Annotated in this window: 10 protein-coding genes and 1 pseudogene; 7 read left to right on the top strand and 4 right to left on the bottom strand. The window is 67.1% G+C overall.

Annotated elements, in window-relative coordinates; genetic code table 11:
- Positions 1-23 precede the first annotated feature (23 nt).
- A pseudogene (locus tag NJF35_RS24930) lies at positions 24-1,310 on the bottom strand (HAMP domain-containing protein); the annotation flags it as partial.
- A 252-nt stretch (positions 1,311-1,562) separates the two neighbouring features.
- On the opposite strand from NJF35_RS24930, the gene NJF35_RS21335 reads away from it, so the two are divergent.
- Positions 1,563-2,882 (top strand): Na+/H+ antiporter family protein, encoded by a 1,320-nt coding sequence (locus tag NJF35_RS21335; RefSeq protein ID WP_253091454.1) that lies wholly within the window; start codon positions 1,563-1,565, stop codon positions 2,880-2,882.
- Between the two features lie 48 nt (positions 2,883-2,930).
- Here the strand turns inward: NJF35_RS21335 and NJF35_RS21340 are convergent, their stop codons facing one another.
- The 3 genes from NJF35_RS21340 to NJF35_RS21350 all read right to left on the bottom strand — a co-directional run bounded on the left by NJF35_RS21340 (position 2,931) and on the right by NJF35_RS21350 (position 7,557).
- Positions 2,931-3,926 (bottom strand): FecR family protein, encoded by a 996-nt coding sequence (locus tag NJF35_RS21340; protein WP_225789029.1) that lies wholly within the window; start codon positions 3,924-3,926, stop codon positions 2,931-2,933.
- 146 nt (positions 3,927-4,072) lie between these two features.
- Entirely contained in the window at positions 4,073-5,842 is a 1,770-nt protein-coding gene (locus NJF35_RS21345; RefSeq protein WP_253080226.1) for an acyl-CoA dehydrogenase C-terminal domain-containing protein, read from the bottom strand.
- Positions 5,843-5,934: 92 nt separating this feature from the next.
- The gene (locus tag NJF35_RS21350; RefSeq protein ID WP_253091455.1) at positions 5,935-7,557 is read right to left on the bottom strand and encodes an acyl-CoA synthetase; all 1,623 of its coding nucleotides are present in this window, start codon (positions 7,555-7,557) and stop codon (positions 5,935-5,937) included.
- Positions 7,558-7,749: 192 nt separating this feature from the next.
- Between NJF35_RS21350 and NJF35_RS21355 the strand changes: the two genes are divergently transcribed.
- From NJF35_RS21355 to NJF35_RS21380, 6 genes are all read left to right on the top strand, one after another.
- Positions 7,750-9,156 carry a sensor histidine kinase gene (locus tag NJF35_RS21355; protein ID WP_225789032.1) on the top strand — a complete coding sequence of 469 codons (1,407 nt, stop codon included), beginning with the start codon at positions 7,750-7,752 and terminating at the stop codon, positions 9,154-9,156.
- Between the two features lie 12 nt (positions 9,157-9,168).
- Entirely contained in the window at positions 9,169-9,807 is a 639-nt protein-coding gene (locus tag NJF35_RS21360; protein ID WP_262967475.1) for a response regulator transcription factor, read from the top strand.
- Positions 9,808-9,883: 76 nt separating this feature from the next.
- The gene (locus tag NJF35_RS21365; protein ID WP_225789034.1) at positions 9,884-10,357 is read left to right on the top strand and encodes a MarR family winged helix-turn-helix transcriptional regulator; all 474 of its coding nucleotides are present in this window, start codon (positions 9,884-9,886) and stop codon (positions 10,355-10,357) included.
- Between the two features lie 30 nt (positions 10,358-10,387).
- Positions 10,388-11,581, top strand: coding sequence for an HlyD family efflux transporter periplasmic adaptor subunit (locus NJF35_RS21370; protein WP_225789035.1), 1,194 nt, complete (start codon positions 10,388-10,390; stop codon positions 11,579-11,581).
- Complete coding sequence (locus NJF35_RS21375) at positions 11,578-13,113, top strand: DHA2 family efflux MFS transporter permease subunit (protein WP_225789036.1); 1,536 nt, start codon at positions 11,578-11,580, stop codon at positions 13,111-13,113. Before NJF35_RS21370 ends, NJF35_RS21375 begins: the two co-directional genes overlap by 4 nt.
- Positions 13,114-13,212: 99 nt before the next feature.
- Positions 13,213-13,959, top strand: coding sequence for an SDR family oxidoreductase (locus NJF35_RS21380; RefSeq protein WP_225789037.1), 747 nt, complete (start codon positions 13,213-13,215; stop codon positions 13,957-13,959).
- The last annotated feature ends 97 nt before the right edge of the window (positions 13,960-14,056 follow it).

Raw genomic sequence — 14,056 nt, forward strand, 5'->3', positions numbered from 1 at the left:
GCGATGGTCGGCTGCAGCTTGTCGAGGAAACGGTTGAACCAGCCGGCCAGCTCGCCTAGCTCGTCGCGCTTGTCGTAGGCCAGGCGGCGGGTCAGGTCGCCTTCGCCGCTGGCGATATCCTTGAGCATGGCGGCAACGTCGAGGATCGGCCGGGTCACCCCGCGGGCCATCAGCCAGATCAGCAGCAGGCCGGCGAGCGCCGCCGCCAGGCCCAGGCCGAGCTCGAGCAGGGTGCCGCTGGTGTTGAGTGCATCGAGCTCCCGCTCCAGCGCCTCGGCCGGCCCGGCCAGGGCGCTTTGCGGTACGTCGAGCAGCACGCCCCATGGCCGGGCACCGGGAATCGGCGCGAAGGCGGCCAGCACTTTCAGGCGCTGCTGGTCGGCCAGGACCTGCAGCTTGCCGTCGGCGAGCCTGCGCACCAGCTCGGCGCCCTGGGCCGGGTCGGCTTGCTCGAGGCGCTGGGCCAGCTTGCTGGCATCGGCGCTGTAGCCGGCCAGCAGGCCTGCGGGGCTGAGGATGCCGACCGTGGTGCGGCCTTCGTAGAGGCTGCGGCTGGCGGCCTGGCTCAAGGCCTGCAGGCTGTTGAGGTTGATGTCGACGGAGAGGGTGGCGATCACCTTGTCGGCCACCATCAGCGGGAACACGATGCTGGTCATCAGCACCTGCTGGCCATCGATCTGGTAGAAGTACGGCTCGATCACGCAGACCTTGCGGGTACTGCGCGGGCAGGCCCACCAGTTGTTGAGCGGCTCGCCGCTGGGGCCGACCTCGGTGTTGGCCAAGTCTTGCTCGGGCAGGGCCATGGCGGTCAGTTGGCCGGCGCGCGGCTGCGACCAGTAGAGGGAGAAGCGCCCGGTCTCGTTGCTGCCCAGTTCGCTCTGGCCGGTGAACAGCTCGTCCTTGCCGTCCAGGGCGCCTTGCTCGAACACCAGGGACAGGCCGAGCAGATCCGGGTTGGCCTGCAGGGCGGTGCGCACCTGGCGGGTGAGGTCTTCGCGCAGGTCGTAGGCGTCGAGGAAACGCTTTTCGGCCTGTTCGCGCAGGAACAGCACCTGGCGGGCGAAGCCAGCCCCGTACTGGTAGGCATCCATGAACTGGCGGCTGATGTTCAGGGCCTGGACCTCGCCTTGCGACGCGATGCGCGCCTGGGCCGCCTCGCCGAGCATCTGCATGCTGCTTGCCTTGACCAGGTCGGAGCTGTGCGCCATGCGGTACAGCGAAAGGCCGACCAGCAAGGTGACGATGCCCGCCAGGCACAGGCCGGCGAGCAGGGTGATCTTCCACTGGATGGACAGTTGTCGCAAAGGCATTGGGCGAATCCCTTGTAAGAGGTCTTGGGGTGAACAGTGTTTCGGCAGGATGGGCGTTTTCTTTATTCAAACGTTCAATTGAATCACCCCGGCTTGCTGCCCTGTCGCGGCGCAGAGGGCTTTGACATCCGCCGGCCGCTGCTTCAGAGTGTGCGCCCTTCATAACAACATCCCCACGCCCGGCCGCTGCCTGCCCGTAGCCTGTCGCCGGTGCGCCCGCTTTTTGTCTGTCGCAACGAGGTAATCCACACCATGAATGCAGTCATTGCCGCGGTCGGCATCATGCTGATATTGAGCCTGTCCCGCGTGCATGTGGTCATCGCCCTGATCGTCGGCGCACTGGTCGGTGGCTTGGTCGGCGGCCTGGGCACCGAGGGCACGCTCAAGGCCTTCAACAGTGGTTTGGGCGGTGGCGCCACGGTGGCGCTGTCGTATGCGTTGCTGGGTGCGTTCGCCGTGGCCATCGCCAAGTCGGGCCTGGCCCATGCCCTGGCGGATCGTGCCCTGGCGGTGATCGACCGCCAGGGGCATGCCAATGGCAGCTCGCTCAAGTGGCTGCTGATCGGCCTGATGCTGGTGGTAGCGGTCTCGTCGCAGAACATCCTGCCGATCCACATCGCCTTCATCCCGCTGCTGGTGCCGCCACTGCTGTACGTGCTGACCCGCCTGCGCATCGACCGCCGGCTGATCGCCTGTGTGATCACCTTCGGCCTGATCACCCCGTACATGTTCCTGCCGGTGGGCTTCGGCAACATCTTCCTCAACGAGATCCTGCTGGCCAACGTCAGCCGCGCGGGCGTGGATGTCAGCGGGGTCAACGTCACCCAGGCCATGGCCATCCCCGCCGCGGGCATGCTCGCGGGCCTGCTGCTGGCGGTGTTCTTCAGCTACCGTCGCAAGCGCGACTACGACCTGGCGCGCATCGAGCAGGTCGAGCAGGTCAGCGTGCGCTACAACCCCTTGACCTTGCTGGTGGCGGGCGCGGCCATCGCCGCGGCGTTCATCATCCAGCTGTGGCTGGACTCGATGATCATTGGCGCCATGGTGGGCTTCCTGATCTTCTCGCTGTCGGGCATCGTGCGCTGGAAGGACACCGACGACCTGTTCACCGAAGGCATGAAGATGATGGCCATGATCGGCTTCATCATGATCGCGGCCTCGGGTTTCGCCGAGGTGATGAAGGCCACCGGCGAGGTGAAGAGCCTGGTGGAGGCGTCGGCGCGGTGGATCGACCACAGCAAGGGCATCGGCGCCTTGCTGATGTTGTTGGTGGGGCTGCTGGTGACCATGGGGATCGGCTCGTCGTTCTCCACGGTGCCGATCCTGGCGGCGATCTTCGTGCCGCTGTGCGTGCAACTGGGCTTCGATCCGCTGGCCACCGTGTGCATCGTCGGCACCGCCGGGGCGCTGGGCGATGCCGGTTCGCCCGCTTCGGACTCGACCTTGGGGCCGACCTCGGGGCTCAATGTGGATGGGCAGCATCACCACATCTGGGACACCGTGGTGCCGACCTTCATCCACTACAACCTGCCGTTGCTGGCCTTCGGGTGGTTGGCGGCGATGGTGCTCTGAGGTATCGAGCCCATTGGGGGCGCGAAGCGGCCCCAGTATCGAAAAGGCTCAGCCCTTGTCCGGGAGCGGCGAGATACGGTTGAGGACGGTGCCGCCGTCCTTGCTGCGGGTCAGGTAGACGGGCAGTACCTGGGGCAGGTTGTCCACCAGCCGGTGCACTTCGCGGGTGTTGTACACGCCACTGACGCGCAGCTTGCCGGTGTTGTCGTCGGCCAGTTGCAGCGGCTTGTCCAGGTAGCGGTTGATCACCGGCAGGGCCTGGCTCAGGCTGAGGTTGTCGAGGATGAGCTTGCCGTTGCGCCAGGCCAGGTCGTTGCCGTAGTCGCCGCTCTGCGCAAGGGTCGGCTCGAAGTCGCCGGCATGGTAGCTGGCCTGCATGCCGGGGCCGAGGCGGTAGCCGCCGTCGCTGCCATTGCTGCTGACCAGCACCGAGCCTTCCACCAGGGTCACCTCGACCTGGTCCTGATACTTCCAGACGTTGAACTGGGTACCGGTGACCCGCGTCTGGCCATGCCCGGCGCGGACGATGAACGGGTGCGCGCTGTCATGTTCGACCTTGAAGAACGCCTCGCCCTTGATCAGGGTGACCTGGCGCTGGTCCTTGTAGTTCAGGTAGCGCAGCTCGGTATTGAGGTTGAGCTCGACCACGCTGCCATCGCCCAGCGTTACCTGGCGCACCTGGTCGGTGCTTTCGAAATGCTGGTAGCGATTGGGCACCCAGCCTTGTTCCCAGCCCACCCAGCCGGCCAGGGGCAAGGCGAGCAGGGCGATCGCCGCGGCGCAGGCGAACGGGCGCCAGTTGCGCTGCCGGGCGCGGGGCTTGAGCTTGGTCACGGTCGCGCTGCGTGGCAGCAGGTCGGCGGTCTGCCAGATGTCCAGCATCGCCTGGTATTCCTCGAGGTGCCGCGGGTCGGCCGCCAGCCACTGGGCGAATGCCGCCTGCTCGGCGTTCGTGCAGTCATCGGCATGCAGGCGCATGCACCAATGGGCGGCGGCGTCGGTGATGGCATCGTCTGGAGTGGGGGTGAAGCGGTCGTGGTTCATTGCGGCTCCCGGTTTTGCGCATTCTACCCCTGCGAAGGGGCTGCGAGAACCGAGATAATGGCGAATGACTATCAAATGTGCGTTTTTTCGTCTGAATAAAGGGCCGGTTCTGACACTCAACCGGCCCAATCCCGCACAGCCCGAGTTCAGAACTGCCCTGGCGCCATGCCATAGAGGCTGGCGCTACCGGCCTGGATGCTGGCTTCCAGCGCCAGGCTGCGCGGCAGCAGGCGCTGGAAGAAGAACTCGGCACAGGCCAGCTTGGCACCAAGGAACGCCGGATCCTCGTCGAGCTTGCGCTGGGCTATGGCCGCCATACGTGCCCACAGGTAGGCGTAGGCGGTCAGGCCGAACAGGTGCAGGTATTCCACTGCCGTGGCGCTGACCAGGTTGACGTCCCGAGGCGCCTGCTCCAGCAGCCATTGGCTGGTGCGCTCCAGACGCACCAGGGCCTCCAGCAGGGCATCGCGGTGCAGTGGGGCGTCGACACAGAAGGCCCGGACCTCGCTGGTGAAGGCGAACAGGGCCTGGCCGCCGTCGGCAAGGACCTTGCGCCCCAGCAGGTCGAGGGCCTGGATGCCGTTGGTGCCTTCGTAGATCTGCGCGATACGCACGTCGCGCACCCGCTGCTCCTGCCCCCATTCACGGATATAGCCGTGGCCGCCGAATACCTGCTGGCCGAGCACGCAGCTTTCCAGGCCGTTGTCGGTGAAGAACGCCTTGGCCACCGGAGTCAGCAGGGCCACCTGGCGTTGGGCGCGCTCACGCTCGCCGACGTCCTCGGCGTAGCGAGACAAGTCCAGTTGCTGGCCGACATAGGCGGCGAAGGCACGGCCGCCTTCGGTGAGCGCGCGCATGGTCAGCAGCATGCGCCGTACATCGCCGTGGTGGATGATCGGGTCGGCGATCCCGTCGCGTACCTGCGGTCCTGCGGCGGCCCGGCTTTGCAGGCGTTCGCAGGCGTAGCGCGCGGAGCTCTGGTACGAGGCCTCGGCGCAGCCGAGGCCCTGGATGCCGATGGACAGGCGCTCGTAGTTCATCATGGTGAACATCGCCGCCAGGCCGCGGTTCGCTTCGCCGACCAGGTAGCCGGTGGCCGCGTCGAAGTTCATCACGCAGGTGGCCGAGGCCTTGATACCCATCTTGTGTTCGATCGAGCCGCAGTGCGCCCCATTGCGCGCGCCCAGGCTACCGTCCGCCTCGACCAGGTACTTGGGCACCAGGAACAGCGAGATGCCCTTGGGGCCGGCCGGCGCGTCCGGCAGCCTGGCCAGCACCAGGTGGACGATGTTCTCGGTCAGGTCCTGCTCGCCGCCGGTGATGAAGATCTTGCTGCCACTGATGCGGTAACTGCCATCGACCTGGGGTTCGGCACGGGTGCGGATCAGGCCCAGGTCGGTGCCGGCCTGGGGCTCGGTCAGGCACATGGTGCCCGCCCACTGGCCGCTGTACAGCGGCGCCAGGAAGGTGGCCTTCAAGGCCTCGTCGGCATGGGCATCGATGGCCAGGCAAGTGCCGGCGCTCAGCGCCGAATACAGGCTGAAGCTGCAATCGGCGGCGTAGAGCATCTCCTCGAACAGCACGGCGAGCATCTTCGGCATGCCCATGCCGCCGTACTCGGGGTTACCGCCCAGGCCAACCCAGCCGCCTTCGCGGTAGGTCCGCCAGGCCTCGCGGAAACCGTCGGGGGTGGTCACCTGGCCGGCCTCGAAGTGCACGCCCTGTTCGTCGCCGTTGCGGCTGAGCGGGGCGATCAACTGGCCGGTGATCTTCGCTGCCTCTTCGAGGATGGCGTCGGCGGTGTCGGCATCGACCCGCTCGGCCAGCGCCGGCAGGCGGGCCCACAGGGCTTGGGCATCGAACAGGTCATGGAGAACGAAGCGCATGTCGCGCAAGGGGGCCGTGTACTGGGTCATCTGGGAGCTCTCGAATGCAAGGGAGGAATCCGCGGCGCAGGGTCGCCCACCCTGGTAGGGGGGCGACATGGCCGGTGAGGCAGGCGTTGGGGTCAGAGGGCCCTGGCCTGGTCGCGCAGGAGGTACTTCTGGATCTTGCCGGTGGAGGTCTTGGGCAGCTCACCGAAGACCACCGTCTTCGGCACCTTGAAACCGGCCAGGTGCTCGCGGCACCAGGCGATGATGTCCGCCTCGCGGGTGGCGCCGTGGCCGGGCTTGAGGGCGACGAAGGCGCAGGGCGTCTCGCCCCATTTCTCGTCCGGGCGGGCCACCACAGCTGCCTCGAGGACAGCCGGATGCCGGTAGAGGGTATCTTCGACCTCGAGGGTGGAGATGTTCTCGCCCCCGGAGATGATGATGTCCTTGAGCCGGTCCTTGATCTCGACATAGCCGTCGGCATGCCACACGGCCAGGTCGCCGGTGTGGAACCAGCCGCCGCGGAAGGCCTCGGCGGTGGCCTCGGGGTTCTTCAGGTAGCCCTTCATCACCGTGTTGCCACGCATGAAGATCTCGCCCAGGGTGTTGCCATCGCGGGGCACCGGCTGAAGGGTCTGCGGATCGGCGACCATCAGGCCATCGAGGGTCGGGTAGCGCACACCCTGGCGCGACTTGATCCGTGCTCGCTGCTCCAGGGGCTGGTCGTCCCATTCGGCGTGCCAGGCGCACACGGTCACCGGGCCGTAGACCTCGGTCAGGCCGTAGGTATGGGTGAGCTGGATGCCCATTTCCTCCACCGCGCCGATCACCTTGGCCGGTGGTGCGGCGCCGGCGACCATGGCCTGCACTGGATGGTCGATGGCCGCCTTGTCGGTCTCGGGCATGTTCACCAGGGCATTGAGCACGATGGGCGCGCCGCACAGGTGAGTGACCCGGTGCTCGCGGATGAGGGTGAGGATCTTCTGCGGGTCGACCCGGCGCAGGAACACATGGGTGCCAGCCAGGGCGGTGATGGTCCAGGGGTAGCACCAGCCGTTGCAATGAAACATCGGCAGGGTCCACAGGTACACCGGGTGATGGCCCATGGCCCAGGTGATCTGGTTGCCCAGGGCATTGAGGTAGGCGCCGCGATGGTGGTAGACCACGCCCTTGGGGTTACCGGTGGTGCCGGAGGTGTAGTTCAGCGAAATGGCCTGCCATTCGTCCTCCGGCCATTCCCAGGCGAACGCCGGGTCGCCCTCGGCGAGCAGGGCCTCGTAGTCCAGCTCGCTGACCGCGCGGCCTTCGCCGTACTCCGGGTCGTCCACGTCGACCACCAGGGGCGGGTGTTCGAGTAGGGCCAGGGCGGCTTCGATCACGGCGTGGAACTCGCGGTCGGTGATCAGCACCTTGGCCTCACCGTGCTGCAGCATGAAGGCGATGGCTTCGGCATCCAGGCGCACGTTCAGGGTGTTGAGCACCGCGCCGATCATCGGCACGGCGAAGTGCGCCTCGAGCATCGCCGGGATATTCGGCAGCATCACCGCCACCGTGTCGCCACGGCCGATGCCACGTCCGGCCAGGGCGCTGGCCAGGCGGCAGCAGCGCTCGTAGGTCTGGCGCCAGTCGCGGCGCAGGGCACCGTGGATCACGGCCGGGTAATGACCGTACACCGCGGCGGTGCGTTCGATGAAGCTCAGCGGCGTGAGGGCGACATGGTTGACAGGGGCGGGCATCAGGCCCTGGGAGAAGATCGACATGCGGTGGTCCTGTAGGGGAGGCAGGCGCAGCCTGTGCGCATGGCCCCCGGTGGCTGATTGTTAGCTCTGATCAGGGTGGGGAGCGCGCGTGGGCGCCGCTTCCCCTGTCGCATTTTTAAGCGAACCGCTATGGTAGATGGAATATCGACTATAGCAATATAGTAAAACTACTATAATAACGAGCCCGAAACCGTGGACAAGCACCTATCCCCCTTGCTCGCCAAGGATCCCCAACCCAGCTTGCTGCTGGCGCCCGATGCCCGTCCGCTGGCCCTCAACGCGGCCCTGCAGGCGCTGATCGAAGCGGGGCCGCCGCTGGCGCGCTGGTTGCCGGCCAACAGCGCGGCGCTGGTGCGTGCCTGCCTGCGCCAGGGGCGGGCCATCGCTGAGGTGGAGGCCGAGCAGGGCGAGCGCATCCTGCTGTGGACCTTCATCCCCGACGACCGCGGCCAGCAGGTGCTGGCCCGCTGCCGCGACGCCAGCGAGGAGCGCCACGGCGCCCGCGAGGCCAGCCGAGCCCGGCGCCTGTACCGCTTGATCATCGAGAACACCACCGACCTGATCTCCCGGCACAGCCCCGATGGCCGCTTCCTCGATGCCTCGCCCGCGGCATTTCGCCTGCTCGGCCTGTGGCCGGAGCAACTGCGCGGCATGCCGGTCCGTGCCTTGCTCCATCCCCGCGAGCGGCGCCAGGCCCTGCAGCAGGCCGCTGCCGCCCTGGACCAGGATGGCTACCACACCATGACCTGCCGGGTCCGTCATGCCGCTGGCGGCTATCGCTGGTTCGAGATCGCCAGCCGGGCCATCCGCGAGACCTACACCGGCGCGGTGGTGGAGATCGTCAGCGTGTCCCGCGACATCAGCCTGCGCATCGAGGCCCAGGAGAGCCTGGCCCATGGTGCCCGGGTGGCCACCCTTGGCGAACTGGCGTCGGGCATCGCCCATGAGATCAACCAACCGCTGGCGGCGGTGGTCAACTACGCCAACGCCAGCCAGCGCTACCTGCAAGGGCTGGAACGCGACCCGCAGGCCCGCGAGCGGGTCGGCCAGGGGCTGCAGCGCATCATCGAGCAGGCCACCCATGCCGCCGAGGTCATCCGCCGCCTGCGGGCCTTTCTGCGCAAGGGACCGCGACACTTGCAGGCACTCGACATCGTCGAGGTGGCCGGCGAGGCGATGCGCCTGTGCGCCTGGGAGGCGGCGCGTGAGCAGGTCAGCATCGAGCTGCGCATGAGCGGGACCTTGCCGAGCGTGCATGCCGACCGCGTGCTGCTGGAGCAGGTACTGCTCAACCTGCTGCGCAATGCCATCGACGCCAACCGCGAGCGGCACGATGGCAAGCCCTCGCGTATCCTGCTGGGCGCCGTGCGCCAGGGCGACTGGCTGCAGGTGGAGGTCGCCGACCAAGGGCCGGGTGTGGCTGCCGAGCGTCTGGACGAGATCTTCACGCCGTTCACCACCAGCAAGGCGGACGGCCTGGGGCTCGGCCTGAGCATGAGCCGCAGCATCGTCGAGGGTTTCGGTGGCAGCCTGCAGGCGCGGCCGGGCGAGGCGGGCGGCTTGGTGTTGTGCTGCCGCCTGCCGGCGAACAAGGGATGAGGGAGGGTGAAGGTGCAAGCGAAGGTCTATGTGGTCGATGACGACCAAGGCATGCTCGATTCGACGGTCTGGCTGCTGGAGTCGGTGGGGCTGTGTGCGCTGCCGTTCACCAGCGGCCAGGCGTTCCTGGACGCCTGCGACGACCGGGGGCCGGCCTGCGTGCTCCTGGATGTGCGCATGCCTGGCCTGGGCGGGCTGGCGGTACAGGAGGCGTTGCGCGAGCGTGGGCGGCGGATCCCGGTGATCTTCGTCAGCGGGCACGCCGATGTGCCCATCGTGGTCCGTGCCTTCAAGGCCGGGGCCTGCGATTTCATCGAGAAACCCTACAACGACCAGTTGCTGCTCGACAGTGTCCAGGCGGCCTTGGGCCACGCTCGCCGCGAGCACCAGGGCAGCGAGGCGCTGGCCGCCGTGCAGGCGCGCATCGATGGGCTGACGCCGCGCGAGCGGGATGTGTTCATCCCGTTGGCCAAGGGCCTGAGCAACCGCGAGATCGCCGAGCAGCTCGGGGTCAGCGTCAAGACCGTGGACCTGTACCGGGGGCGGGTGATGAAGCGCATGCAGGCGGCAAGCCTGGCGGAGCTGGTGGGGATGGCGATTGCCTGTGGGCAGGTGCAGGCGCTGGGCTTGGCGGCTGCCCGGGTGGTTTGAGTAGCCACCTAATAAAGGTTTTGACATTCACTGCCTAGGCAGTAATATTTTTACACAATTGTTCGAGCCGACCCCGATGTCCCATTTCACCCCGGAAAATTTCCAGAGCTGCACCCTCGGCATGCTGCTGGGCCGTGCCACGTTGTTGAAGGACCGCATCCTCGATTCGCACCTGGAGGCCGACGGCATCACCGCCGCGCAGTTCAAGGTGTTGATCATCGTCGCCCAGTACCAGGTGGACACCCCGGCCGAGCTGTGCCGCTACCTGGGCCTGGACAGCGGCTCGATGACGCGCATGCTCGACCGCCTCGAGCAGAAGGGGCTGGTCCTGCGCAATCGCTGCCCGCAAGACCGTCGCCAGGTGCGCCTGGCCTTGACCCGCGAGGGCCAGCGCCTGGCCGATCGCCTGCCGCAGATCGGCGCGGCATCGATGAACGAGCTGCTCGGCGTGCTGCAACCGGAAGAACTCAAGACCCTCGAAGGCCTGTTGGCCAAGGTGCTGATCAGCGCCGGCGACCCCCTGACGATCCGCCGCTTCGGCGATCGTTGATCCCTGTCACGATTCATCCAAGGTACCGTCATGGCCACTCCCGTCGACACCACCTCCACCAGCGCGACGCCTGAAGCCTCGCGCAAGCGCAAGACCTGGCTGCTGGGCCTGTTGCTCGTGCTGGTTCTTGCCGGCGCCGCCACCTGGGCCTGGTACGCCCTGGTCGGGCGTTGGCACGAGAGCACCGACGACGCCTACGTCAACGGCAACGTGGTGGAAATCACTCCCCTGGTGACCGGCACCGTCACCAGCATCGGTGCCGACGATGGCGACCTGGTCCACGCCGGCCAGGTGCTGTTGCGCTTCGACCCGGCCGACAGCGAGGTCGCCCTGCAATCGGCCGAGGCCAGGCTGGCGCGCACCGTACGCCAGGTGCGTGGCCTGTACAGCAACGTCGATGCCCTCAAGGCCCAGGTACAGACCCGCCAGGCCGAACTGAAGAAGGCCCGGGAAAACTACCAGCGGCGCAAGGTGCTGGCCGACAGCGGGGCGATCGCCGCCGAGGAGCTTTCCCATTCCCGCGACGACCTGAGCGCCGCCCAGAGCGCCCTGGACAATGCCCGTCAGCAGCTCAGCACCAGCACTGCGCTGGTCGACGACACCGTGGTCTCCTCGCATCCCGAGGTCATGGCCGCCGCCGCCGACCTGCGCCAGGCCTACCTCGACCACGCTCGCACCACCCTGGTGGCGCCGGTGACCGGCTACGTGGCCAAGCGCACCGTGCAACTGGGTCAGCGCCTGCAGCCGGGTACCGCGACCATGGCGGTGATCCCCCTGGACCAGGTGTGGATCGACGCCAACTTCAAGGAAACCCAGCTGCGCGACATGCGCATCGGCCAGCCGGTGGAGGTCACCGCCGACCTCTACGGCAGCGCCGTGAAGTACAGCGGCACCATCGACAGCCTCGGCGCCGGTACCGGCAGCGCCTTCGCCCTGTTGCCAGCGCAGAACGCCACCGGCAACTGGATCAAGATCGTCCAGCGGGTGCCGGTACGTATTCACCTCGACCCCCAGCAACTCAAGGCGCACCCGCTGCGCATCGGCCTGTCCACCGTGGTCGAGGTCGACCTGCACGACCAGAGTGGCCCGGCCCTGGCACAGCAACCGCCGCAGCAGGCCAGCTACACCACTCAGGTGTATGACCGCCAACTGGTCGAGGCCGACCACCTGATCGCCCGGCTGATCCACGAGAACAGCGCGTCCGGCAAGACGGCCCAGCGATGAGCGACAACGCACCCGCCCAGTTCACGCCGCCGAGCCTGCTGCTGACCACCATCGGCCTGTCGCTGGCGACTTTCATGCAGGTGCTCGACACCACCATCGCCAACGTGGCCTTGCCGACCATCTCCGGCAACCTGGGGGTGAGCTACGAGCAGGGCACCTGGGTGATCACCTCGTTCGCCGTGAGCAACGCCATCGCCTTGCCGCTGACCGGTTGGCTGAGCCGGCGTTTCGGCGAGGTGAAGCTGTTCATCTGGGCCACGCTGCTGTTCGTGCTCGCCTCGTTCCTGTGCGGCATCGCCCAGTCGATGCCCGAGCTGGTGGCCTTCCGTGTGCTCCAGGGGGTGGTGGCAGGCCCGCTGTATCCGATGACCCAGACCTTGCTGATTGCGGTATACCCGCCGGCCAAGCGGGGGATGGCCCTGGCCCTGCTGGCCATGGTCACGGTGGTGGCGCCGATCGCAGGGCCGATCCTCGGCGGCTGGATCACCGACAGCTACAGCTGGCCATGGATCTTCTTCATCAACGTGCCTATCGGCCTGTTCGCCGCCGCCGTGGTGCGCCAGCAGATGCGCGCGCGGCCGGTGCTCACCAGCCGTCAGCCGATGGACTACATCGGCCTGCTGACCCTGGTCATCGGCGTCGGTGCGTTGCAGGTGGTGCTGGACAAAGGCAATGACCTGGACTGGTTCGAGTCGTCGTTCATCGTCGTTGGCAGCCTGATATCGGTGGTGTTCCTGGCGATCTTCGTGATCTGGGAGCTGACTGACCGCCATCCAGTGGTCAACCTGCGGCTGTTCGTGCACCGTAACTTTCGCATCGGCACGTTGGTGCTGGTAGGTGGCTATGCGGGGTTCTTCGGCATCAACCTGATCCTGCCGCAGTGGCTGCAGACACAGATGGGCTACACCGCCACCTGGGCGGGCCTGGCGGTGGCGCCGATCGGCCTGTTGCCGGTGCTCATGTCGCCCTTCGTCGGCAAGTACGCCCACCGATTCGACCTGCGCCTGCTGGCGGGGCTGGCGTTCCTGGCGATCGGCACCAGTTGCTACATGCGGGCCGGCTTCACCAGCGAGGTGGACTTCCAGCACGTGGCGCTGGTGCAGTTGTTCATGGGGATCGGTGTGGCGCTGTTCTTCATGCCGACCTTGAGCATCCTGTTATCGGACCTGCCGCCCCATCAGATCGCCGATGGCTCGGGCCTGGCCACGTTCCTGCGCACCCTTGGCGGCAGCTTCGCCGCCTCGCTGACCACCTGGATCTGGATTCGCCGGGCCGACCAGCACCATGCCTACCTGAGCGAGAACATCAGCCAGTACGACCCGGCCACCCGTCATGCGCTGGAGCAGTTGGGTGGGGCGAACCCGCAGAGCTACGCGCAGCTGGAGCAGATCCTCAACGGGCAGGCGTACATGATGTCGACGGTGGACTACTTCACCCTGATGACCTGGATATTCGCCGGCCTGATCCTGCTGGTATGGCTGGCGCGTCCGCCGTTCACGGCCAAGGCCGGGCCGGCTTCGGCGGGGCATTGAGCCGGTGAGCGCCCTTTAGGGGCGCTGCCCCGCCGGCATTCACAATCGGGCGCTTTTCCCCTATTGTCGAAGGTTCATTCCCAGGCAATTGGCAGGCTCATGGAGAAAGTCATCGTGATCACCGGTGCCAGCCGTGGCATCGGCGCCGCCACCGCGTTGCTGGCGGCCAGGCAAGGTTACCGTATCTGCATCAACTACCACGCCGACGACCAGGCCGCCGAACAGGTGCTCGGCCAGGTCCGCGCGCTGGGGGCCATGGCCATCGCCGTGCGTGCCGACGCCAGCGTCGAGGATGAGGTGATGCAACTGTTCCACCGTGTCGACCAGGAGCTCGGCCCGGTCACCGCGTTGGTCAACAACGCCGGCACCATCGGCCAGCAGAGCCGGGTCGAGGAAATGTCCGAGTTCCGCCTGCTCAAGGTGATGAAGTCCAACGTGGTCGGCCCGATGCTGTGCGCCAAGCATGCCCTGCTGCGCATGGCCCGGCGCCATGGCGGCCAGGGCGGCGGCATCGTCAACGTGTCGTCGGTGGCCGCGCGTCTCGGGGCGCCCAACGAATATGTCGACTACGCGGCCTCCAAGGGCGCACTGGACACCTTCACCATCGGCCTGGCCAAGGAAGTGGCGGGCGAGGGCGTGCGGGTCAACGGCGTGCGGCCGGGTTACATCCATACCGGTTTCCATGCCCTGAGCGGCGATCCCGAGCGGGTGGCCAAGCTCGAGCCAGGGCTGCCCATGGGGCGTGGCGGGCAACCCGAGGAAGTAGCCGAGGCGATCCTCTGGCTGCTGTCGGACAAGGCGTCCTATTCCACCGGCAGCTTCATCGAGCTGGGGGGCGGGCGCTAGTGTCCTGTCTCGGGAATAAGCTGTTCGCTTTTGGCGGCGTCTTGGGCGCCCGGCCGGCGTTGCCACTGCTCGCCATAGCCCTGCTATGACTCGTCGC

The sequence above is a fragment of the Pseudomonas guariconensis genome (assembly GCF_024127895.1).
GTDB classification, from domain to species: Bacteria; Pseudomonadota; Gammaproteobacteria; order Pseudomonadales; family Pseudomonadaceae; genus Aquipseudomonas; species Aquipseudomonas guariconensis_B.

Coding starts and splice junctions, on each gene's coding strand:
- NJF35_RS21375 (WP_225789036.1), top strand. CDS start 11,578: ATGAGCGACAACGCACCCGCCCAGTTCACGCCGCCGAGCCTGCTGCTG.
- NJF35_RS21350 (WP_253091455.1), bottom strand. CDS start 7,557: ATGTCGATCTTCTCCCAGGGCCTGATGCCCGCCCCTGTCAACCATGTC.
- NJF35_RS21345 (WP_253080226.1), bottom strand. CDS start 5,842: ATGACCCAGTACACGGCCCCCTTGCGCGACATGCGCTTCGTTCTCCAT.
- NJF35_RS21365 (WP_225789034.1), top strand. CDS start 9,884: ATGTCCCATTTCACCCCGGAAAATTTCCAGAGCTGCACCCTCGGCATG.
- NJF35_RS21335 (WP_253091454.1), top strand. CDS start 1,563: ATGAATGCAGTCATTGCCGCGGTCGGCATCATGCTGATATTGAGCCTG.
- NJF35_RS21380 (WP_225789037.1), top strand. CDS start 13,213: ATGGAGAAAGTCATCGTGATCACCGGTGCCAGCCGTGGCATCGGCGCC.
- NJF35_RS21370 (WP_225789035.1), top strand. CDS start 10,388: ATGGCCACTCCCGTCGACACCACCTCCACCAGCGCGACGCCTGAAGCC.
- NJF35_RS21340 (WP_225789029.1), bottom strand. CDS start 3,926: ATGAACCACGACCGCTTCACCCCCACTCCAGACGATGCCATCACCGAC.